The organism is Anaerovibrio sp., assembly GCF_051866355.1.
In the GTDB taxonomy this organism is placed as follows: domain Bacteria; phylum Bacillota; class Negativicutes; order Selenomonadales; family Selenomonadaceae; genus Anaerovibrio.
In genome coordinates, this window is the sequence record NZ_JBJDWZ010000133.1 from 15,230 (window position 1) to 37,888 (window position 22,659).

At 53.3% G+C, this 22,659-nt stretch carries 23 protein-coding genes; all 23 read left to right on the forward strand.

Annotated features, from left to right (window positions below):
* The first annotated feature begins 43 nt into the window (after nt 1–43).
* Complete coding sequence (locus ACI3UA_RS07170) at nt 44–2,341, forward strand: RelA/SpoT family protein (protein WP_439724132.1); 2,298 nt, start codon at nt 44–46, stop codon at nt 2,339–2,341.
* A gap of 72 nt (nt 2,342–2,413) precedes the next feature.
* Nucleotides 2,414–3,046 (forward strand): MBL fold metallo-hydrolase, encoded by a 633-nt coding sequence (locus ACI3UA_RS07175; RefSeq protein ID WP_439724133.1) that lies wholly within the window; start codon nt 2,414–2,416, stop codon nt 3,044–3,046.
* 117 nt (nt 3,047–3,163) lie between these two features.
* A complete protein-coding gene (locus ACI3UA_RS07180) occupies nt 3,164–3,628 on the forward strand; it encodes a Fur family transcriptional regulator (protein ID WP_439724134.1) in 465 nt (154 codons plus the stop codon).
* Entirely contained in the window at nt 3,618–5,210 is a 1,593-nt protein-coding gene (gene hemZ / locus ACI3UA_RS07185) for a coproporphyrinogen dehydrogenase HemZ (protein WP_439724135.1), read from the forward strand. Before ACI3UA_RS07180 ends, hemZ begins: the two co-directional genes overlap by 11 nt.
* A 102-nt stretch (nt 5,211–5,312) precedes the next feature.
* On the forward strand, nt 5,313–6,566 hold the full coding sequence (gene hisS / locus ACI3UA_RS07190) for a histidine--tRNA ligase (protein ID WP_439724136.1): 1,254 nt from the start codon (nt 5,313–5,315) through the stop codon (nt 6,564–6,566).
* Between the two features lie 106 nt (nt 6,567–6,672).
* A complete protein-coding gene (gene aspS / locus ACI3UA_RS07195; protein WP_439724137.1) occupies nt 6,673–8,478 on the forward strand; it encodes an aspartate--tRNA ligase in 1,806 nt (601 codons plus the stop codon).
* Nucleotides 8,479–8,651: 173 nt separating this feature from the next.
* Entirely contained in the window at nt 8,652–9,725 is a 1,074-nt protein-coding gene (locus ACI3UA_RS07200) for a GGDEF domain-containing protein (RefSeq protein ID WP_439724138.1), read from the forward strand.
* Nucleotides 9,726–9,908: 183 nt separating this feature from the next.
* Nucleotides 9,909–10,364: a single-stranded DNA-binding protein gene (locus tag ACI3UA_RS07205; protein ID WP_439724139.1), complete on the forward strand. Its 456-nt coding sequence runs from the start codon at nt 9,909–9,911 to the stop codon at nt 10,362–10,364.
* A 172-nt stretch (nt 10,365–10,536) separates the two neighbouring features.
* On the forward strand, nt 10,537–11,253 hold the full coding sequence (gene rpsB, locus ACI3UA_RS07210; protein WP_439724140.1) for a 30S ribosomal protein S2: 717 nt from the start codon (nt 10,537–10,539) through the stop codon (nt 11,251–11,253).
* Nucleotides 11,254–11,355: 102 nt separating this feature from the next.
* Nucleotides 11,356–12,222 (forward strand): translation elongation factor Ts, encoded by an 867-nt coding sequence (tsf, locus tag ACI3UA_RS07215; protein ID WP_439724141.1) that lies wholly within the window; start codon nt 11,356–11,358, stop codon nt 12,220–12,222.
* Nucleotides 12,223–12,330: 108 nt separating this feature from the next.
* The gene (pyrH, locus tag ACI3UA_RS07220; RefSeq protein WP_439724142.1) at nt 12,331–13,053 is read left to right on the forward strand and encodes a UMP kinase; all 723 of its coding nucleotides are present in this window, start codon (nt 12,331–12,333) and stop codon (nt 13,051–13,053) included.
* Nucleotides 13,053–13,613 (forward strand): ribosome recycling factor, encoded by a 561-nt coding sequence (gene frr, locus ACI3UA_RS07225; protein ID WP_439724167.1) that lies wholly within the window; start codon nt 13,053–13,055, stop codon nt 13,611–13,613. The genes pyrH and frr overlap by 1 nt, the downstream gene beginning before the upstream one ends.
* A 39-nt stretch (nt 13,614–13,652) precedes the next feature.
* On the forward strand, nt 13,653–13,898 hold the full coding sequence (locus ACI3UA_RS07230) for a PASTA domain-containing protein (protein WP_439724143.1): 246 nt from the start codon (nt 13,653–13,655) through the stop codon (nt 13,896–13,898).
* A complete protein-coding gene (locus ACI3UA_RS07235; protein ID WP_439724144.1) occupies nt 13,879–14,049 on the forward strand; it encodes a DUF362 domain-containing protein in 171 nt (56 codons plus the stop codon). Before ACI3UA_RS07230 ends, ACI3UA_RS07235 begins: the two co-directional genes overlap by 20 nt.
* 117 nt (nt 14,050–14,166) lie before the next feature.
* A complete protein-coding gene (locus ACI3UA_RS07240) occupies nt 14,167–14,952 on the forward strand; it encodes an isoprenyl transferase (RefSeq protein WP_439724145.1) in 786 nt (261 codons plus the stop codon).
* Nucleotides 14,953–14,992: 40 nt separating this feature from the next.
* On the forward strand, nt 14,993–15,823 hold the full coding sequence (locus ACI3UA_RS07245) for a phosphatidate cytidylyltransferase (RefSeq protein ID WP_439724146.1): 831 nt from the start codon (nt 14,993–14,995) through the stop codon (nt 15,821–15,823).
* A gap of 6 nt (nt 15,824–15,829) precedes the next feature.
* Nucleotides 15,830–16,984 carry a 1-deoxy-D-xylulose-5-phosphate reductoisomerase gene (locus ACI3UA_RS07250; protein ID WP_439724147.1) on the forward strand — a complete coding sequence of 385 codons (1,155 nt, stop codon included), beginning with the start codon at nt 15,830–15,832 and terminating at the stop codon, nt 16,982–16,984.
* A 4-nt stretch (nt 16,985–16,988) separates the two neighbouring features.
* On the forward strand, nt 16,989–18,125 hold the full coding sequence (rseP, locus tag ACI3UA_RS07255; RefSeq protein WP_439724148.1) for an RIP metalloprotease RseP: 1,137 nt from the start codon (nt 16,989–16,991) through the stop codon (nt 18,123–18,125).
* Nucleotides 18,126–18,136: 11 nt separating this feature from the next.
* A complete protein-coding gene (ispG, locus tag ACI3UA_RS07260; RefSeq protein WP_439724149.1) occupies nt 18,137–19,204 on the forward strand; it encodes a flavodoxin-dependent (E)-4-hydroxy-3-methylbut-2-enyl-diphosphate synthase in 1,068 nt (355 codons plus the stop codon).
* A gap of 2 nt (nt 19,205–19,206) precedes the next feature.
* Nucleotides 19,207–20,916 carry a proline--tRNA ligase gene (locus ACI3UA_RS07265; protein ID WP_439724150.1) on the forward strand — a complete coding sequence of 570 codons (1,710 nt, stop codon included), beginning with the start codon at nt 19,207–19,209 and terminating at the stop codon, nt 20,914–20,916.
* A gap of 130 nt (nt 20,917–21,046) precedes the next feature.
* On the forward strand, nt 21,047–21,580 hold the full coding sequence (locus ACI3UA_RS07270; protein WP_439724151.1) for a YceD family protein: 534 nt from the start codon (nt 21,047–21,049) through the stop codon (nt 21,578–21,580).
* A gap of 23 nt (nt 21,581–21,603) precedes the next feature.
* Entirely contained in the window at nt 21,604–21,783 is a 180-nt protein-coding gene (gene rpmF / locus ACI3UA_RS07275) for a 50S ribosomal protein L32 (protein WP_154404952.1), read from the forward strand.
* Between the two features lie 311 nt (nt 21,784–22,094).
* A complete protein-coding gene (fapR, locus tag ACI3UA_RS07280) occupies nt 22,095–22,658 on the forward strand; it encodes a transcription factor FapR (protein WP_439724152.1) in 564 nt (187 codons plus the stop codon).
* Nucleotide 22,659: the final 1 nt, after the last annotated feature.

Here is a 22,659-nt window from a genome sequence, read left to right on the forward strand (position 1 = left end):
AATGTTTTCTGAAAGCAGTAGAAAATAGTTGGTGGTGGTTTTTATGTTGGAGAAAAAGGGACAGAACGATGTCAATATTTACATACCGGAGGTGGCAAGCGCAACGGCCGAGGTATCCATTGATGAGGTGATCAATGCGGTGCTGAAATATCAGCCCCACGCCGATGTGGAGCTGGTGCGCAAGGCCTACGAGCTTGCCAATGCGGCCCATGGCGGGCAGAAGCGCGCCTCCGGTGAGGATTATATTATTCATCCTTTGTGCGTGGCAAAAATTCTTACAGAGCTGCAGATTGACAGCACCACCATCACAGCGGCAATTCTTCATGATGTGGTTGAGGATACCACCTATTCACAGGCACAGATGGAGGATATTTTCGGCTCCGAGGTGGCAATGCTGATTGACGGCGTTACCAAGCTGGGCAAAATCAAGTATCAGTCCCGTGAGGAACAGCAGTCGGAGAACTACCGCAAGCTGTTCCTGGCTATGGCGAAGGACATCAGGGTAATCATGATTAAGCTGGCTGACCGCCTGCACAATATGCGCACCCTGAAATTCGTCAAGGAGGAAAAGCAGAAGCGCATTGCCAAGGAAACCATTGAGGTGTATGCGCCTCTCGCCAACCGCCTGGGTATTTCCAACATCAAGTGGGAGCTGGAGGATTTGTGCCTCAGATATCTGGAGCCGGAGTTTTACTATGACCTGGTGGAAAAGGTCAAGCAGAAGCGGCAGGAGCGCCAGCGGTTTATCGAGGACGCCATCCTGCAGATACACACCAAGCTCATCAGGAGCCGTATCAAGGCGGAAATCAGCGGCAGGGCGAAGCATTTTTACAGCATTTACCGCAAGATGAAGCGTGATAACAAGGACATCAGCGAGATTTATGACCTGTCGGCAGTGCGGGTGCTGGTGCACAATGTAAAGGACTGCTATGCGGTGCTGGGGGTTATCCATGCCATGTGGAAGCCTATTCCGGGGCGGTTCAAGGATTATATCGCCATGCCGAAGTCCAACGGCTATCAGTCCCTGCACACCACGGTCATGACCAGAGGCTACCCGCTGGAAATCCAGATTCGCACCTTTGCCATGCACAAGGTGTCGGAATACGGCGTGGCGGCACATTGGAAGTACAAGGAAGCAGGGCGCAGCGTAGGTGCCGGCAACGATTATGAGAAAAAGATTTCCTGGCTCCGCCAGATGATGAACCTGCAGCACGAGGTGAATGACCCGACCGAATATCTGGAAGCCTTGAAGATGGATATTTTTTCCGATGAGGTATTCGTATTTACCCCTAATGGCGATGTGATTGATTTGCCGAAGGGCTCCGTGCCGATTGATTTTGCCTACCGTATCCATACGGAGGTGGGACATCACTGCGTGGGCGCCAAGGTCAACGGCAAGATCGTGCCGCTGGAATACAAGCTGAAAAACGGCGATCAGGTGGCCATCATCACCAACAAGGCGAATAACGGCCCTAGCCGTGACTGGCTGAATATTGTGGCTTCCTCTGATACCAGGGCAAAAATCCGCTCCTGGTTCAAGAAGGTGAAGCGGGAGGAAAATGTCATCCGGGGCAGGGAGCTTCTTGAGAAGGAAGCGAAAAGGCTGGGCTATGAGCCGAAGGATTTGCTGCGGGATGAATGGCTGAACTCCGTCTGCCTGAGATTCAACATCAATAATGACGAGGATATGCTGGCGGCGGTAGGCTATGGCGGCGTGGCAGTCAACGGCGTCATTGCCAAGCTGATTGAGCATCACAAGAAGGCCATCAAGGCGGCAACGCCGCCGGATGTCAGCGAGATGCTGGAAACCATCAAGCAGCAGCACAACAATTCCCGCAAGAACAAGGCCAGCCACGGTATTCTGGTGGAGGGCGAGTCCGGTATGCTGGTGCGTCTGGCCAGGTGCTGCAACCCGATTCCGGGGGACCCGATTGTGGGCTATATCACCAAGGGACGCGGGGTTTCCGTCCACCGGGCGGACTGCCCGAATGTGCTGTCCGACGACGGGGACACCACCCGGGTGATTGACGTCAACTGGGATATCGGACTGGACAAGGATTATACGGTGGAGATTGAGATTATCTGCAACGATGCTTCCGGTGTGCTGACCAGCGTCCTGTCGGTGCCTGCGGAAATGAAGATAAATGTGTCCGCCGTGAATGCCAAGGCCAACAAGGGCAACAAGACTTCGACGATCATCATGAGCCTTGAGGTGCACAATGCGGCGCAGGTGTCACTGGTCATGGGCAAAATCCGCAGGCTGAAGGATGTGTTCAGCGTAAGCCGCGCCATGGCAAGCACTGTGGATAATAATAATACGAAGCATGGCAGGCAGGTGTGAGGGCGGCAAAGCGGCCGGAAATGATTGACATGGCTGTATAGGCCGTGCGGGATAAAACATGTGAGGTGTGAAATGAGCTTTAGTGTAGATACCCTGGTAGTGGGGCCGATTGAGGAAAACTGTTATGTGCTGAAGGATGAGGAAACCGGTGAGGGCATTATTATTGATGCCGGTGACAACGGGCAGGAAATTCTTGCCTATGTCAAGGATAATGGCATTGATGTGAAGCTTTTGGTGAATACCCACGGCCATTGGGATCACATCGGCGCAGTGGATGTGCTGCGGGATGCCCTGGGAGTTCAGCTGGCAATCCACGGCGAGGATGCGCCCATGCTGACTGCCAGCGAGGAGGAAATGGCTGTGTACAGCGTGTTTGTGGGCAGGAAGAAGCCGGCGGAGATTTTGCTGAAGGACGGGGATGTGATTAATTTCGGCAAATCAAGTTTGAAGGTTATCCATACGCCGGGCCATACCAAGGGCGGTATCTGCCTTTATGGCGGCGGCTGCCTCTTTAGCGGTGACACCTTGTTTGCCAGCAGTGTGGGGCGCACCGACCTGCCGGGGGGAGATTATCACGAAATCCTGCATTCCGTGAACGTGGCTCTGGCGCAGGTGGCTGATGAAACCAAGGTGTATCCGGGACACGGCCCTGCCACCCGCATGGGCAGGGAGCGCCGTTGCAATCCGTATTTGCAGCAGGGATAAAATTAATAATGCCGCGGCTTTTATTCTAAAGTCCCGCGGCTTATTTTTTTGCTTTTTGTATGTATCTCTGATATAATATATTGTATTTGAATTTTACGGATAAAGGAGGCTGCCGTTATGTCAGCTACATACTCTTTGGACGACTTAAAGCAGAAACTGCAAAATAGCCCATATAAGCTCACGCATCAGCGAAAAGTAGTGCTGGAGGTTTTTGTGAATAATCCCGGAGTACACCTCAGCGCAGAGGAAGTTCACGATACCCTGAAGCAGAAATCTGCCGATATAGGGCTTGCCACTGTGTACAGGGCATTGGAGCTTTTGTGCAACAAGGAAATAGGCATCCTGCAGAAGATTGAGTTCGGCGATGGCTGCTCGCGTTATGAGCTGAACCTGACGGAGCCTAATTCCCATCAGCATCATCACATGATATGCACGAGATGCAAGAAGGTAATCGAGTTCTCCGAGGATATGCTGGATGACCTGGAAGCGGATATTATGAGAAAATGCGGCTTCAAGGTAACTGACCATCAGGTGAAGTTCTTTGGACTGTGTGAGGAGTGCCGGAACGAAATTGCGAATTAAGGATTTTTTTCTCAACAGCCAGCATCAGGTAGTCTGCAAGGTGGTACGGGAGGTGCTGAACCTCTTTAAGATGGAGCTGCCGGTGCCGGTGGAAAAGCTCCCCTACAGAAAGAGCCCGGAAAAGCAGGCGGAGCTGATAAATAACGATGCTTATGACCTGCTGGAGCTGAAAATAGAGAATTTTACGGAGGGCGTGCCGGGGGAAACTTCCTCGCCCATGACGGAGCGTCCGGGAGAACTGCCGGTGGTGCGGACTGTTGTGCATTATACTGCCGCTGACGGCAGCCGCCGCAGCATGGAGCGAACCGGTACAGGCAGGGGCAGTGAGCGTTTTGAGGCCGGGAAGCACCGCCTGATAAAGTTGAACCTGTACCACCTGCTGCGGCAGGAATTCGGCTTTCCGGAGGCGCCCTGGGGCATTCTGCACGGGGTTCGGCCCACGAAGATTGTTCACCGCCTTTTGAACGACGGACTGAGCCGTGATCAGGTGGTGGCGAGGCTGAAGGAGGATTATGCCGCCAGTGATGAGAAATCCGTGACCATTACGGATATGGCCATCCGCCAGCGGCCTTTTTTGGCGCGGACGGACAAAAAGACCATCAGCATCTACGTGGGCATACCCTTCTGCCTGACCAGATGCCTGTACTGCTCCTTTCCCGCCAATATCCTGCCGGGGCAGAAGGGCATAGAGCGGTTTATGGTTGCCTTTCGCAAGGATTTGCTGGCAGTCAGGGAGCTGGTGCAGGGCTATGGCTTCAAGGTGCAGTCCGTTTATGTGGGGGGCGGCACGCCCACCAGCCTGCCGGACGATTATTTTGCCGAAATGCTTCATCTGGTGAGGGACAGCTTCTGTTGTGAGCATACGGTGGAGTTTACGGTGGAGGCCGGGCGGCCTGACAGCATGTCCGGGGCAAAGCTTGCCGTCATGCAGGAATGCGGCGTCACCCGTGTCAGCTGCAATCCCCAGACCATGCAGCAGCGCACCTTGAAGCGCATCGGCAGAAATCATACGGTGGAGGCCGTGTCGGAAATGTTTCATAACCTCCGCCGGGCGGGAATTCCGGAAATCAACATGGATTTGATTATCGGCCTGCCGGGGGAAAAGGTGGAGGATGTCAGAAGCACCATGGAGCAGATTATAGCACTGGCGCCTGATGATATTACCCTTCATTCACTGGCGCTCAAGCGCGGCTCAAGGCTGAAGATGAATCTGGCGGATTATGAGCTGCCGGACGATGATACCTGCCGCGAGATGTTTGCGGTGGCCATGGACTATGTGACCAGGGCAGGCTTGAAGCCCTATTATCTCTATCGTCAGGGCTATATGAGCGGCCAGATGGAAAACGTGGGCTGCAGCCGCGAAGGCGCGGAGAGCATGTACAATATCCAGATTATGGAGGAACAGCAGACCATTCTGGGCATTGGCGGTGCCGCTACCAGCAAGGTGGTGGATTTTCGGGAAAACAGGCTGAAATCCGTCTTTAATGCCAAGGATTTGGCCACCTATGAGCGGGACATTGATATATACATCGAAAAGCGCAGGGCACTGCTGGAGGAAATCTACGGCAGGCCGCAGACATAGGCTGCAGGCATGGAAAAAGCCATATCTGCCGCTATGGGTGCTTAAGGCGTGTGTTAGATACAGATATATGGGAATTATGAGATGACAGGAGGATAAAGAGGAATGTTGACAAATGCACCTCGTGGTACTAAGGATATACTGCCGGATACAGTAGGCGATTGGAATTATGTGGAGGGTGAAATCCGTGAGCTGTGCCGCCGCTTTGGCTACAGCGAAATCAGGACCCCGATTTTTGAGCATACGGAGCTTTTTCAGCGTGGCATCGGCGAGGGAACCGATGTGGTGGACAAGGAAATGTACACCTTTACCGACAGGGGGGACAGGAGCATTACCCTGCGCCCGGAGAATACGGCCTCGGCTGTCCGTGCCTATCTGCAGAACAAGCTCTATGCGGAGTCCAATCTGGTGAAGCTGTTTTATATCGGCTCCATGTTCCGCTATGACCGTCCCCAGGCGGGGCGCATGCGTGAGTTCCATCAGTTTGGCGTGGAGGCGCTGGGAGAGGCCAATCCTGCGGTTGATGCAGAGGTAATCCTGCTGGCCATGAGCCTTTTGGAGGGACTGGGGCTGAAGGATTTGGAGCTGTCCATCAATTCTGTGGGCTGTCCGAATTGCCGAAGCAGGTATCGCACCATGCTGCAGGACTTCTTCCGGGATAAGCTGGATGATTTGTGCGAGGATTGCCGCAGCCGTTTTGACCGCAGCCCGCTGCGCATTCTGGACTGCAAGAAGGACAGTGACAAGCCGTACATGGCGGATGCACCGAAGATTACCGACTGCCTGTGCGAGGAGTGCAGCGGACATTTTGCCAAATTGCAGGAATATCTTACTAATGCCGGCATCAGCTTCCAGCATGACCCTCGTCTGGTGCGGGGGCTGGACTACTACACCAAGACTGCCTTTGAAATCAAGTATCCGCCGCTGGGGGCCCAGAGTGCCGTGGCAGGCGGCGGCCGCTATGACGGGCTGATTGAGGAAATGGGCGGAAGCCCTACCCCTGCCGTGGGTTTTGCTACCGGCCTTGAGCGCCTGCTTCTGGCCCTTGAGAGCCAGAACCTGCTGCCGGAGAAGAGCCGCAGTGTGGATGCCTATGTGGTGGCGCTGGGTGAGGCCGCCCAGTCCGAAGGGTTCAAGCTCTTGAACCAGCTGCGCAGTGCCGGCCTGTCTGCGGCCATGGATTTTGCCGGCCGCAGCATGAAGGCGCAGATGAAGCAGGCCAACAAGCTGGGGGCGCGCTATGCCCTCATCCTCGGTGATGATGAGATTGCCGAGGGCGTGGTTATGCTCCGCAGCATGTCCGACAGCCAGCAGGAAAAGGTGGCCATTTCCGGGGTGATTGGGAAAATTAAGGCATAACATTTGGCAAAATCATTGTCAGCTTTTGGTGAGTTTGTTATAATGACAGTTGCGAAAAAAATATTCGATTAGATGATAATTAGATTTTATGAGGTGAAAGTTTTAGATGGATACTTTAGAAGGTTTGAAGCGTTCCCATCACTGCGGTGAGCTGCGTGCTGACCATGTAGGCAGTGAGGTTGTTCTTTGCGGCTGGGTTTCCCGCCGCCGCGACCACGGCGGACTGATTTTTGTTGATTTGCGTGACCGTTCCGGTCTGGTGCAGGTGGTTATCGACGAGGCGGCTATCGGCGAGGAGGCATTCCACAAGGCCGAGACCATCCGCAACGAGTTTGTGGTGGCTGTCCGCGGCGGCGTGCGTGCCCGTTCCGAGGAAACCGTGAATCCTAACATGGCTACCGGCATGATTGAGGTTGTAGTGGAAGAGCTGCGCATTCTCAACAAGGCAAAGACGCCGCCATTCTACATTCAGGATGGCATCGAGGTGGATGAGATGCTGCGCCTGAAGTATCGCTATCTTGATCTGCGCCGTCCTGAGATGCAGAAGAATCTCATGCTGCGCCATCGCGTAACCAAGATTATGCGCGATTACTTCGACAGGAACGGCTTTTTGGAGATTGAGACGCCGATGCTCTGCAAGTCCACCCCGGAGGGGGCCCGTGACTTTCTGGTGCCTAGCCGCCTCAATCCGGGCGAGTTCTATGCCCTGCCGCAGTCTCCGCAGATTTACAAGCAGATTCTGATGCTGTCCGGTCTGGAGAAGTATTTCCAGATTGTGCGCTGCTTCCGCGATGAGGATTTGCGCGCTGACCGTCAGCCTGAGTTTACCCAGCTGGACATCGAGATGTCCTTCATTGATCAGGAGACCATCCTGACCATGATGGAAGGCATGATGGGTGAGATTTTTGACAAGGCTCTGGACAGGAAAATCCCTGAGAAGTTCCTGCGCATGACCTGGGATGAGGCTATGGAGCGCTACGGCTCTGACAAGCCTGACCTGCGCTTTGGCATGGAGCTGATGGATATTTCCGAGCATGTACAGGGCTCTGACTTCAAGGTGTTCAAGTCCGTGCTGGAAAATGGCGGGCAGGTAAAGGTCATCAATGTCGAGGGCTATGCCAATATTCCGCGCCGCGAGCTGGACGGCCTTGTGCAGTATGTTCAGGGCTACGGTGCCAAGGGACTGGCGTGGATTCAGTATACCGAGGAAGGCATCAAGTCTCCGTTCAAGAAGTTCTATTCTGATGAAACCTTTGAGAACATCAGGCAGGCTACCGGCGCCAAGATTGGCGATTTGCTGCTGGTTATTGCTGACAAGCCGCTGGTTGTGGCTCAGGCTCTGGGCGAGCTGCGCCTTGAGATGGCACGCCGCCGCGGCCTGATTGACCCTGACAAGCTCAGCTTCCTGTGGGTTGTTGACTTCCCGATGTTCGAGTACAGCGAAGAGGACAAGCGCTGGAAGGCTATGCACCATCCGTTCACCGCACCGCGTGACGAGGATGTCCAGTACCTTACCTCTGATCCGGGCCGTGTCAAGGCCATTGCCTATGATATGGTTCTCAACGGCGTGGAGATTGGCGGCGGTTCCCTGCGTATCTATCAGAACGATATTCAGGAGAAGGTATTCGAGGCTATTGGCCTGACTGCCGAGGCCGCCCACAGCAAGTTCGGCTTTATGCTGGATGCCTTCAAGTACGGTGCACCGCCTCATGGCGGACTGGCCTTCGGCCTTGACCGCCTGATTATGCTGATGGCAAAGAGAAAGTCCATCCGCGACGTTATTGCTTTCCCTAAGACCCAAAGTGCGTCCGACGTCATGTCCCAGGCACCTTCCGAGGTTGACGAGAAGCAGCTGAAGGAGCTTTCTATCCGCACCCATGTAAAGAAGAAGGTCAAGGAAGATAAGGAGTAATCTGCCGATGGCAGGCATCTGTTCCTGATTTTCGGCCATTGATTTTCGGTTGTGAAATAATACCCTGTCAGAAGTTTGTATTCTGGCAGGGTATTTTTGTTTTAGGTACTAGTATTATTAGTGGGACTTATGGTATAATCACAAGTGATTATTTTGTTCAAAGGGATGATTGTATGGAGGTTCCTACTTCTGTATTGAGCATAACCTGTATGTTCATGCTGACCATGCTGGTGCAGACATATATGTCGGAATCCGTGGACGAGCACATGAGGGTGGCTTTTTTGCGCGGTTTTTCTACAATTCTGATTTGCGCCCTGCTGGATTGGGGCAGGGGTGTCCTGAACGGTTCCCAGGTGTGCCCGGTGTGGCTGCACGGGCTGATAGTCAGCCTTGAATATTCGCTGGCACCTGTGGTAGTGCTGTTTATGCTGGGAGTTCTGGGCGCTATTAACCGCAATCGTTTTTTGGTGCCGCTTTTTGCCTTCAATGCAATTCTGCAGTGTACTACCGGCTTTACGGAGTGGATTTTTTACATAGACAGTGCCAACTATTTTGTGCGGGGGGACTGGTTCAGGGTGTATGTATCCTTTTATACGCTGGGCATCTTTGTCATGTACCGGGAGGTGTACAGGTGCAGCTGGGTATATCAGAACCGCAACGGCTGGATGCTGTTAATGAGCATTATTTCCCTTACCGTCGGAGTGGGGGAGAATGAGTTTGCTGGCGAGTGCTATACGACCTTTCTGGCAGTAGCTATAGCCGCCACCATGTTTTACGTCTACTTTCTGGATATCGGGATTCAGACTGATGCCCTGACAAGGCTGCTGAACAGGCGCTGCTATACCAATCACCTGAAGAAGATTGATTATCCGACGGCTATAATCATGTTTGATGTAAATAAGTTCAAATACATAAATGATACCTATGGCCATGAAAAAGGCGATGTGGTGCTGCAGTATGTGGCAAGCTGCCTGCGCAGGACCTGCGGCCGGCTGGGATACATCTATCGCCTGGGCGGTGACGAGTTTTGCCTGATTCTGCGGAAAGGCTATCTGAAAAAGGTGGATTTCGGGCAGCTGCGCCAGGAGCTGGACAGGCAGCTTGAGATATACAGGCAGAAGGAGCCGGTGATGCCGTCCGTGTCCATGGGGCATGCGGTATACGACGGCGGCTTGTCTGTAGGCAGTGTGGTACGGCAGGCTGACCAGCAGATGTACATCAACAAAAATGGCAGAAGTGAGTTTTAAGGCAGTCAGGCCGCATTATATATAGATATAATTATATAACGAATATTTTTTCGATTTTTTATTAAAAAGGCTGGCCTTTGCAGTAATTTTTTGGTATGATAGGTACAGAATTTTTAGTGAAAGGGCGCGGCTGCTTCCTGCGGGAATGCGGGCGGAGCTTGTCTGATTGGGGGATTAAAGAGCATGAACAAGGTTATTTTAAAGGGGCGTCTGGCCCGTGATGTAGATTTGCGTACTACGCCGAGCGGAAAATCTGTGGCTCAGGCTACCATTGCGGTGGATCGCTGGGGCAAGGATCAGCCGGCGGATTTTATTCCGCTGGTAATCTGGGGGCCGCAGGCGGAAACCTTTGCCAGATATCTGTTCAAGGGCCGTGAGGTGCTGGTAGAGGGGCGTATGCAGGTGCGCAGCTATGATGACAAGAACGGCAACAAGCGGTATGTGACAGAGGTTATCGTGGATAACTTCGAGTTCTGCGGCAGCAGGAATGATGCCGGCAATGCCCCGGCTTCCGGCGGCTTTGACGGAGGCAGCGGCTTTGGCGCGCCTGCAGGTGGCAGCGGGGCAGCGGCAGGTGGTTCGCCGTTTGGCACCAGCGAAGGCTTTGGACAGCCTGTGGATGGGGATATTCCATTTTAATGGGCATAATGTGAATTTGGATGAGAAAAAACTTGCGTAACCATAAGAAATATGGTATAGTAGCAAGCGGTGTAATTAGAAAAACGCACGCTGGCTGATATTTGTACTGTGCCCATGGGGTTTAACAAAGGATGAGGCCGGCGGAGGAAAGAAAAACAGGAGGTGCACCACTATGGCAGTTGTTTCTATGAAACAGTTATTGGAGGCCGGTGTTCATTTCGGACATCAGACCAGGAGATGGAACCCGAAGATGGCAAAGTACATCTTCACCGAGCGCAATGGTATCTATATCATTGACCTGCAGAAGACCGTAAAGAAGGCCGAGGAGGCTTACAACTTCGTACGCAGCGTGGCAGAGGAAGGCAAGACCGTTCTGTTCGTCGGTACCAAGAAGCAGGCTCAGGAGGCTATCAAGGACGAGGCTCTGAAGGCAGACATGTACTTCGTAAATGAGCGTTGGCTGGGCGGCATGCTCACCAACTTCCAGACCATCCAGAAGCGCGTAAACCGCCTGAAGGAGCTGGAGGCTATGGAAGCTGACGGTACTTTTGAGGTTCTGACCAAGAAAGAGGTTCAGGGCCTGAAGCATGAGATGGAGAAGCTGGAGAAGTATCTCGGCGGCATCAAGGACATGGACAAGCTCCCAGGTGCTCTGTTCATCGTTGACCCTCGCAAGGAGCGCATCGCTGTTGCCGAGGCTCACAAGCTGAACATTCCTATCGTTGCTATCATCGATACCAACTGTGATCCGGACGAGATTGATTATCCAATCCCTGGCAACGATGATGCTATCCGCGCTGTACGCCTGCTGACCGGCAAGATTGCTGACGCAATCATCGAGGGCCGTCAGGGCGAGGCTGCAGAGGCTCCTGCCGAGGACGCTGAGTAATTCTATTTCTCAACATAAGAATTAATTGGGGTAAAGGGAGAATTTTTATCCCTTTGCCCTTTTTTATTAGAAATATCGCATATATTGAGGAGGAAACATATAATGGCACAGATTACTGCTGCATTGGTTAAGGAACTGCGCGAGATTACCGGCGCAGGCATGATGGACTGCAAGAAGGCTCTGGTTGAGTGCGAGGGCGACAAGGACAAGGCTATTGATTATCTCCGTGAGAAGGGTATTGCCAAGGCTGCCAAGAAGGCCGGCCGTATCGCTTCCGAGGGTGTTGTTGCAGCAGCTTCCAACGGCAGCACTGCCTGCATTGTAGAGGTTAATTCCGAGACTGACTTCGTTGCCAAGAACGAGAATTTCCAGGCACTGGTAAAGAAGATTGCCGAGCACATCGTTGCTACCAAGCCTGCTGATATGGATGTCCTGAATGCTTCCGAGCTGGATGGCAAGACTGTTGCTGACGTTATGACCGAGGCTGTTGCTTCCATCGGCGAGAAGCTGTCCCTCCGTCGTTTTGAGGTTTATACCACCGAGGGCGGCAAGCTGGCTACCTACATCCACATGGGCGGCAAGATCGGCGTTATCGTTGAGCTGTCCGGCGGTGAGGATGAGCTGGGCAAGGACGTTGCTATGCAGATTGCTGCAGCAAAGCCTCAGTGCATCGGCCGTGATGATGTGGATGCAGACGCTCTGGCTCATGAGCGCGAGGTTCTCCGCAAGCAGGCTCTTGAGGAAGGCAAGCCTGAGAAGATTGTTGAGAAGATGGTTGACGGCCGTATCAACAAGTATTACAAGGAAGTATGCCTGGTTGAGCAGGAGTTCGTTAAGGATTCCGACAAGACCATTAAGGATATCCTGGGCGGCGTAGAGGTTCGTCGTTTTGCACGCTTCGAGATGGGCGAGGGCCTGGAGAAGAAGAACGAGGACTTCGCAGCAGAGGTTGCAGCTCAGATTAAGTAAGAAATTTTACATGTTTTTCATAAAGAAGAGGACAAGCTATTGTTCTCTTCTTTTTAAAAGCGTATAATTAGAGGCGTATGATATTTCCGATAACTAGGAGGGATTTGAGTGGGAGCAGCTAAATACAAGCGCGTTGTTCTGAAACTTAGTGGTGAGTCCCTGGCGGGTGACCAGGGCTTTGGCATTAATCCTGCTGTGGTAGAAACGATAGCCAAGCAGATTAAGCGTGTGCATGAGGAAGGCATTGATGTGGCCATCGTCGTGGGCGGCGGCAATATCTGGCGCGGCCTTTCCGGCAGTGCCAAGGGGATGGACAGGGCGCAGGCTGACTATATGGGCATGCTGGCTACCTGCATGAATGCGCTGGCCATGCAGGACGGCCTGCAGCAGGCAGGTGTGCCGTCCCGCGTGCAGACCGCCATCGAGATGCGTCAGGTGGCAGAGCCGTACATCCGCGGCAAGGCTATCCGGCACATGGAAAAGGGCCGGGTGGTGATTTTTGGCGCCGGCACCGGCAATCCTTATTTTTCCACGGATACCACTGCTGCTCTCAGGGCGGCGGAGATTAAGGCTGATGTTATCCTCATGGGCAAAAAGGGAACGGACGGCATTTATGATTCTGATCCTAACAAAAATCCTGATGCAAAGAAGTTTGACGAGCTGAGCTATTCTGAAATACTGGCCCGCCGTCTGGCTATCATGGACAGCACGGCAACCAGCCTGTGCATGGATAATGATATTCCATTGGTTGTGTTTAACATTGAAGATTATGAAAATATTTACCGGGCAGCTGTCGGTGAGGTTATCGGCACTACCGTAGGAGGTAATTGATTTTGGTTAAGGAAATTATTGCTAATAATGAAGAACGTCTGGAAAAGTCTATTGCGGCCCTGAAGAGGGAGTTCGGCTCCCTGCGTGCCGGCCGTGCCACCCCGTCCCTTCTGGACAAGGTGATGGTTGATTATTATGGCACGCCTACCCCTGTTAATCAGGTGGCAAAGGTGTCCGTGCCGGAGCCGCGCATGATTATGATTACGCCTTGGGAGAAGGGCCTGATGCACGATATCGAGAAGGCTATCATGAAGTCTGATCTTGGCCTGTCCCCGAATTCCGATGGTACTGCCATCCGCCTGTCCATCCCGCAGCTTACCCAGGAGCGCCGTCAGGAGCTGGTTAAGACCGTTGGCAAGAAGGCGGAGGAGGCAAAGGTTGCTATCCGCAATATCCGCCGGGATGGCAACGATGCTATCAAGAAGCTGGAAAAGGCAAAGGAGATTACCGAGGACGAATCCAAGAAGGGACAGGAGTCCGTTCAGAAGCTGGTTGACAAGTACATCAAGACTGTTGATACCTTGAAGGATGCCAAGGAAAAGGAAATCATGGAGGTTTGATTGCCGCCGCAGTGTAACAGGGCTGAAAAGGACTTTGCTATGATTGGGGAAGGTTTGGTGCCTGATGTGGCCGGCATGCCGTGGGATTTGGCTAAAAACTTGCTAAATGAGGCACATATAAGGTATAATTCAGTTATCACTTATCCGACCAGGAGCTTTTTTTCGCTGGAGGATAATGGGTATTACGTCGTCAGGCAGAGGCTGTCTGATGACGGTGTTTTGGAGATTACACTGGCAGCTCGGCTGCTGAAGGAGGTGTCTGGTAATGGCTTACAAGATTGGTGATGAGTGTATTTCTTGCGGTTCCTGTGCAGGTACTTGCCCTGTAGAGGCTATCAGCGAGGGTGATTCTCATTATGAGATCAACGAGGAGACCTGCGTAGAGTGTGGTGCTTGCGCAGCAGGTTGCCCGGTAGGTGCTATTGTAGCTCCTTGATGAATTTTTGGTGCGGCTGGTGCCTGCACTATGCAGCTGGCTGTATCGGAGAGAACCACATGCCCCTCTAAGTTTTCTTTGGAGGGGCTTATTTTCTTAATACAGGAGGTTATCATCGTGTGGAAAAAGCTGTTTTCCGGTATGCAAAAAAATGATGATGCTTCAGATAAATCTTATCTTGAGGAATTGACTGAGGATCAGCTGCCACAGCATGTGGCTATTATAATGGATGGCAATGGCAGATGGGCTACTGGCCAGGGGCTGATTCGCACTGCCGGTCACAAGGCCGGAGTGAAGACATTGAAGAGAATTGTTAAGGCATGTACGGATTTGGGGCTGAAAGCGCTGACGGTATATGCATTTTCTACTGAAAATTGGAAACGGCCTCATGCCGAGGTTGATTTCTTGATGAATCTGTTCTCGGAATATCTCGCCAAAGAGATTGATGAGATGGATGAGGATAATGTAAAAATTGATTTTATCGGCCGTACCTGGGAATTGTCCCGGGGACTGCAGAAGCAGATAGCGGATGCGCGGCACAGGACGAGGGAAAATACCGGCCTGCGCTTCACTGTCGCCGTGAATTATGGCGGACAGGATGAGCTGGTACGTGCTGTGCAGGAGCTGGCCGCCCAGTCTGCCAGAGGCATGGTGAAGCCGGAGGAAATTACGGCGGAGCGGCTGGAGCAGCAGCTGGACACCTACGGTCTGCCGCCTGTGGATCTGATGATCCGCACCAGCGGGGACATGCGCCTCAGTAATTTTCTGCTGTGGCAGGCCGCCTATGCGGAATTCTGGTTTACGGATACCAACTGGCCGGATTTTACGCCGGAAGAGCTTGGCAGGGCGCTGTACGAGTATGCGCATCGTGAGAGGCGCTTTGGCGGACTGTCGGCCAAGTAGCAGTGTAATTGTGTAGTTTGCGTGATGAGAGGTAATCTGAATGTTAGTTAGAATAATTACCGGCATTGCAGGGATTGGGCTGGCCGCCTTTGTTATCCAGACAGGCGGCACGCTGTTTGCCGTCTGCGGCCTGCTGCTGGCGCTGGGCGCCTGGTTTGAGTATTGCAATGCGTTTGATAAGAAGGGATATCGCCCGGCTCTGCTCGTGGGCGGTATTTTTGTAGCCGCCATGTGCTACGGGGCCTATGGGGGACTGGATGCCGGGCTTCTGGTGATGCTGTCCATGGGTGCGGCACTGGCGCTGTTTCTGATGACGGTTCTCCTGCATGGCTCCTTTAGTGTTCCATCGGCGGCAGTATCGATAGCAGGCGTGCTTTATCTGGGCCTGTCCTTTGCCCATCTGATAGGGCTGAGGGTGATGGCGCATGGCATGGAGCCGGTGGCAACCAGCCTGGGAGTGCTGGAGCCGGGCTGTGTCCTTATCTGGACAGCACTGATTGGCACCTGGGCCAGTGATACCTTCGCTTATTTTGCCGGTTCCTTCCTGGGGCGGCACAAGCTCTGCCCGTCCATCAGCCCCGGCAAGACAGTCGAGGGCTTTATCGGCGGACTGATTGGCACTACGGCCTCCGTGGCAGGGCTGGGCGTTTTTTTCGGCTTTGATGTGCGCACGATGGCTGTTTTGGGACTGTGCATCTGCATTATTGCTACGCTGGGGGATCTGGTGGAATCCGTTATGAAGCGCTATACGGGCATCAAGGATTCAGGCCATGTGATTCCGGGGCATGGCGGCATCTGGGACAGGTTTGACAGCGTTATTTACACGGTGCCGTTTGTTTATTATTTTGTGCAGTTTGTGGCTTTGAGGTAACAGTTGATGAAGAATTTGATTATTTTGGGGTCTACGGGCTCTATCGGTACCCAGACGCTGGACGTGGTGCGTGAGCATCCTGATTTGTTCCATGTGTCCGTACTGGTGGCGAACCGCAGTGATGAGCTTCTGGAAAAGCAGATAGAGGAGTTTCAGCCGGAGCTGGCGGTGCTGTCAGATGAGGCGGCATACGGGAGACTGCGGGAACGCTACAAGGGCGGAGCCGAGCTGGCCGGGGGACGCCGGGCGGTGATAGATGCGGCTGCTTACCCTGCGGGGGACGTAGTGGTGACCTCACTGATGGGCTTTGCCGGTCTGGAGCCTACCATGGCCGCCTTGGAGGCCGGCAAGGATATTGCCCTGGCCAACAAGGAAACGCTGGTGGTTGCCGGTGAACTGGTTATGGCCAAGGCGAAGAAGCTGGGACGCGCTATACTGCCTGTGGACAGCGAGCACTGCGCCCTGTTCCAGTGCCTGCAGGGTCAGGATGCCTCTGCGGTGGAAAAGCTGATTCTGACGGCTTCCGGCGGTCCCTTCCGGGGCAGGAAGGCATCAGAGCTGACCGATGTGACCAAGGGGGATGTGCTGGCACATCCTACCTGGAATATGGGTCAGAAGATTACGGTGGACTCGGCCTCCCTCGTCAATAAGGGGCTGGAGGTAATAGAGGCCCGCTGGCTTTATGATGTGGACTATGACCGCATTCAGGTGGTGGTGCATCCGCAGAGCATTGTTCATTCCATGGTGCAGTACCATGATGGCACTGTTATGGCCCAGCTGGGCTGTACGGATATGCGCCTGCCGATACAGTATGCCCTTACCTACCCTGACAGGGTGGCCTCCGGCTTCCCGCGGGTGGATTTTTATGAGCTGGCGAAGCTCACCTTTGAGAAGCCTGATATGGATACCTTCCGCGGCTTGAAGCTGGCCTTTGAGGCCGGCCGCACGGGGGGAACCATGCCTTGTATCATGAATGCCGCCAACGAGGTGGCTGTGGAGGCGTTCTTGCAGGGGCAGGCAGGCTTTCTGGATATTTATGCATTGATAGAACGGGCCATGGAGGCCGGAGAGATTGTATATCAGCCAGATCTGGAACAGCTTCTGGCAGCTGACCGGTGGGCAAGGGAGTTTACCCGTGCCGGGCTGGGAAAGATGAGGTGACTTTATGACGACACTTGTGGCGGCTATTTTTGTTTTCGGACTTCTGGTGCTGGTGCATGAGCTGGGGCATTTTACGGTTGCCAAGCTCACCGGCATGCGCGTGGATGAGTTTGCTATTGGTTTTGGCCCGAAGCTGTGGAGCCGCAAATATGGTGAGACCCTTTATGCAATTCGTGCCGTGCCGCTGGGCGGCTTTAACAGGATTGCCGGTATGGACTATGAAATTGTTGAGCGCATGGGCAATCAGGATGCTGAGAAGGATGAGGACGGCAGTCAGCAGGGCGGCTGGAAACGCTATGTGCCGTCGGCAGGCAGGTCTGATACCATCATGGTACCTGACGAGGAAGGGGCTGGCGAAAGGGCGTACTTCCGTCGTCCTATCTGGGCCAGAATGATGATGATTCTGGCAGGCTCCTTCATGAATTTTGTCCTGCCGCTGTTTATCTTCTGGGGGATTTTCTATTTTTCCGGCGTGGCGACACCGTCGCCGGAGCCGGTGGTGGGCTCCGTGGTGGCTGATCGCCCTGCAGCCTTGGCAGGACTTCAAAGCAAGGACAGGATTCTGACCATCGATGGCAGGGAGGTCAGCCACTGGGAGGATATTTCACGTTATATTCAGGGGGCGGACGGCAAGCCGTTCAAGCTGACCTATCAGCGTGACGGCGAGGTGAGGTCGACAACCCTGATTCCTGAGCAGGAGCCAAATACCAAGCGGGCGATTATCGGCATAACCAGCAGTGCGGAAATATATCAGCCGGGCTTTTTTGAGGCGGCGGAGCTGGCCGTGAAGAAGGTGGGCTTTGTGCTGGCCGCCATGCTGGGAGCATTGGCGCAGCTGGTACAGGGAACTGGTGCCGCAGAGCTGTCAGGCCCTGTGGGGGTGGCCCAGATGGCCGGTGAGGTGGCACATCAGGGCATCCTGCCGCTGCTGAATTTTGCGGCATTCCTGAGCCTGAATCTGGGGCTGATTAATCTCCTGCCTGTGCCTGCCCTTGACGGCGGCCATTTTGTGATGCTGATTCTGGAGGGCCTGCGGGGCAAGCCGCTGGGGCCGAAGGTGATGTATTACATTCAGGCTGTGGGAGTTACCCTGCTGGTATCGCTGATGATATTTACTACATTTAACGACCTGATGAAGTGAGGTTTGGGTACATGATAGAACGGAAAAAAACGCGCAGGATATATATTGGCGATGTGGCTATCGGGGATGGTGCGCCTGTTTCTGTGCAGTCCATGACCAACACGAAGACCACTGACACGGAGGCAACGGTGGCGCAGGTTAATGCCCTGCAGGCCGCTGGCTGCGATATAGTGCGCCTGGCTGTGCCGGATATGGACGCGGCGCTGAATCTGGGCAATATTATCAGGAAGGTCAGTGTGCCGCTGGTAGCTGATATTCACTTTGATTACCGGCTGGCACTGGAAGCCATACGGCAGGGAATTTCAGCCCTGCGGCTCAATCCCGGCAATATTGGCGGCGAGGAAAATGTCCGTGCGGTGGTCAGGTCAGCGAAGGAACGCGGGATTCCTATCCGCATCGGCGTCAATGCCGGTTCGCTGGACAAGGTACTGCTGGCAAGATACGGCGGCGTGACGGCAGAGGCTCTGGTGGAATCAGCCCTGCAGCATGTGCGGATTCTGGAAGCGCAGGAGTTTTACGATTTAAAAATTTCCCTGAAGGCCCATGATGTTCCGTTGACTTTGGCGGCTTACAGGCTCATGTCGGAGAAGGTGGACTATCCGTTGCATCTGGGCATTACCGAGGCAGGCACGGCGCGCACGGGCATGATAAAGTCCGCTGTGGGCATCGGCGCCCTGCTGGCTCAGGGAATTGGCGATACCTTCCGCATTTCCCTGACCGGGGACCCGGTAGTGGAGGTAAAGGTAGCCAACGAGATATTGAAATCGCTGGGCATGAGGGAATATGGCCCCACCCTGATTTCCTGTCCGACCTGCGGCAGGACCTGCATCGATTTGGCGGGCATTGCCGAGCAGGTGGAAGCGCGCCTGGCAGATATAAAGCAGCCGATTTCCGTTGCTGTCATGGGCTGTGTGGTAAACGGCCCCGGCGAGGCACGCGGTGCTGATGTGGGCATCGCAGGCGGCAAGGGCGAAGGGCTGGTTTTCCGCAAGGGCGAAATAATCCGCAAGGTAGCGGAAACAGAGCTGGTAGATGAACTGTTCAAGGAAATAGAATCCATTCTGGAGGAGGAAAAATAAAATTGCGTACTACTAATCTTTATGCACCAACATTACGGGAAACTCCGGCCGAGGCGGAGGTCAGGAGCCATCAGCTCATGCTGCGTGCCGGCATGATAAGGAAGGCGGCAGGCGGACTGTATACCTATCTGCCTCTGGCATGGCGCACCATCAAAAAGATTGAGCAGATTATCCGCGAGGAAATGGACGAGGCAGGCGGTCAGGAGATTTCCATGCCGATTGTACAGCCTGCGGAAATCTGGCAGGAAAGCGGGCGCTGGAGTGTGTATGGTGATGAGATGTTCCGGGTTTGTGACCGCCATGGCCGCCAGTTCTGCCTGGGGCCTACCCATGAGGAAATGGTGACTACCCTGGTGCGCGACGAGGTACGCTCCTACAAGCAGCTGCCGCTGATGCTGTATCAGATTCAGAATAAGTATCGTGATGAAATCCGTCCCCGCTTCGGCCTGATGCGCGGCCGCGAGTTCATCATGAAGGATTTGTATTCCTTTGACAAGGATGAGGAAGGCATGAATCTTTCCTATCAGAAGATGTATGATGCCTATACCCGCATTTACACCCGCATGGGGCTGGATTTCCGTCCGGTGGAGGCGGATAATGGCGCCATCGGCGGCGGCCATTCCCATGAGTTCACCGTTCTGGCGGCTGCCGGTGAATCCAACATAGCTTACTGTACCAGCTGTGACTATGCGGCCAGCGATGAGAAGGCGGAGCTGAACGTTATCAGGGCGGCAGAGGAAGAGGTGAAGCCGCTGGAGAAGGTGGCAACTCCTGATTCCAATACCATAGAGCTGGTGGCCGAATACCTGAATTTGCCGTTGGAGAAGTGCATCAAGGCGGTTGCCTTCCAGACGGATACGGATGAGCTGGTGCTGGCCTTTGTCCGCGGCGATCATGAAGTGAACGATGTGAAGGTCATCAACCTGATTGAAGGCGCTATCGAGCTCAGGATGGCTGATGAGGCAGTGATTGAGGCGGCCGGTGGCTGTCCTGGCTTCATGAGCCCTATCGGCATCAAGGAAGGCACCAGAATTATCGTTGACCAGACCGTTATGGCAATGTACAATGCCTGTGCCGGTGCCAATGAAAAGGATATGCACTACATTAACGTAAATCCACAGCGTGATTTCAAGGATGTAACTGTGGCTGATATCCGCATGGTGAAGGAAGGGGATCTCTGCCCTCGCTGCGGCGGCACCATCAAGATGACGCGCGGCATTGAGGCAGGCCAGGTATTTACCCTTGGCACCAAGTATTCCAAGGCCCTGGGAGCAACCTTCCTGGATGAGAACGGCCGCGAACAGCCGATGGTGATGGGCTGCTACGGCATCGGCGTAGGGCGCACCATGGCGGCTGCCGTGGAGCAGAACAATGACGAGAACGGCATTATCTGGCCGAAGGCCATAGCGCCTTTCGAGGTGGTTGTGGTGCCTGTCAATGCCAAGAACGACGAGCAGCTGCAGCTGGCGGAGTCCATTTATGGCCAGCTGAAAAAGGCAGGCGTGGACGTGCTTCTGGACGACCGCAAGGACCGTGCCGGTGTCAAGTTCAAGGATGCTGACCTGATTGGCTATCCGCTGCGCATTACCGTAGGCCCGAAGGCTGTGGCAGAGGATGTGGTGGAGCTGAAAATCCGCCGCAGCGGCGAAACTGTAACTGCCGGCAGGGCTGATGCCGTACAGAAGGCTATGGAGCTTCTGGCCGGGCTGTGATTTAGCGTGCCTGACCTGATATTGTCATGGCGCTATAGAAATATTGTTTGCATGAAAAAAACAGGCTGTCAAGAACTTTTACTTGACAAAGCATTTTTCTGTAGCTATAATTATTGAGGTTGACGTTTCTATGATGAAAATCAATGTATCTGAATTAAGCGATCGTCCCGGTGAGGAGATTCCTTTTGAATTTACTGTCAGTGCCGGGGAGATAGACGCCATTGCCGATACCTATTCCTTTGAGGGGGATATTGTTGTCAGGGGCGTGTATGTCAATACCGGTCGCTGTTATCGTTTTACCGGTCAGATAAGCTGTACCAGGGCATTTGTCTGTGACCGCTGCCTGGAGCCATCCTCCCAGCAGCAGGTGCATGACTTCTGCGAGGAATTTCAGCGGGGCAGTGAGCCTGTATCTGGCGGTGAAAGAGCGAGGATAGTGAATTATTTTGACGGTGATGTGATAGAGCTGGCCCCTGTCATCAGGGACGTGCTTCTCTCCGACCAGCCGTTAAATAATATATGCAACGCTGATTGTCGCGGTCTGTGCCTGAAATGCGGCGCAAACCTCAATCATGGCGATTGTGGCTGTGACCGTACTGTTATTGACCCAAGACTTGCGGCATTGCAGCAATTATTGAAGAAAAATAATTCGAGTATCGAATAATTTCTAAGGAGGTGTATCCTGAAATGGCAGTACCTAAGCGTAAGATGTCCAAGGCCCGTCGTGATTCCCGTCGCGCTAACTGGAAGTTGGAGGTTCCTGGCTATGTTGAGTGCCCTCAGTGCCATGAGCCAAAGTTGCCTCATCATGTTTGCACAGAGTGTGGTTACTATGATGGCAAGGAAGTAATTTCCGCAGCTGAATAATGAGTAATATGAGCAGAGTTTCGTTCCTTCATCCTTTGGAGGATTGAAATTCTGCTCATTTTACTTTGTTCATATAGCTTTCCAGGAAAAAATGCTGTACTAAATGCTTAAAATTTATTATACTGACAGGGGAGCTTTTGTAATATCTGCAAATTCCAGTAAATTTTTATAAATTCTGCTTGCCTTTTTGTATATAACAATGTATAATTGCAATCAAGTTATATGAGCTGGTACTAATTTTTCAGGAATAGGCATTTTAGTGTAGGTGATTTCACCGCACTGTGCCTTGTTTTTATGTACAGGTGATAGAGATGGCAAGATTGAAAAAAAAGGAAAGACACGAAATCCTCCTGCGCCAGGTAAAGGAAAAGCCCTTCCTGACGGATGAGGAGCTGGCCGGACTTTTTGAGGTCAGCATCCAGACCATCCGCCTGGACCGGATGGAGCTGGGCATTCCTGAGGTGCGGGAGCGCATACGTCAGGTAGCAGAGAAAGCTCAGGATAACATAACAACACTGGAAAAGACAGAGGTTGTGGGTGATGTTATTGATTTGGAGAGAGGTCATTCTGGGATATCGCTGCTGAAGATTACCGAGGACATGGTTTTTGCCAGAAACAAGATCGCCAAGGGTCATTTTATTTTTTCCCAGGCCAACTCGCTGGCGCTGGCCCTGATTGATGCGCCGCTGGCCGTGACCGGCGTGGCGAACATCAAGTACAAGGTGCCCGTGAAGGTGGGCGAGATGCTGATAGCGAAGGCAGAAGTCATCAAGCAGAGAAGCAATAAGTTTTTCGTCTGGGTCAAGACCAGGAATGAGAAACAGGAAGTCTTTCGGGCGAAGTTTATCATGGTATCTTTGGCAGAAGTTAATTAGG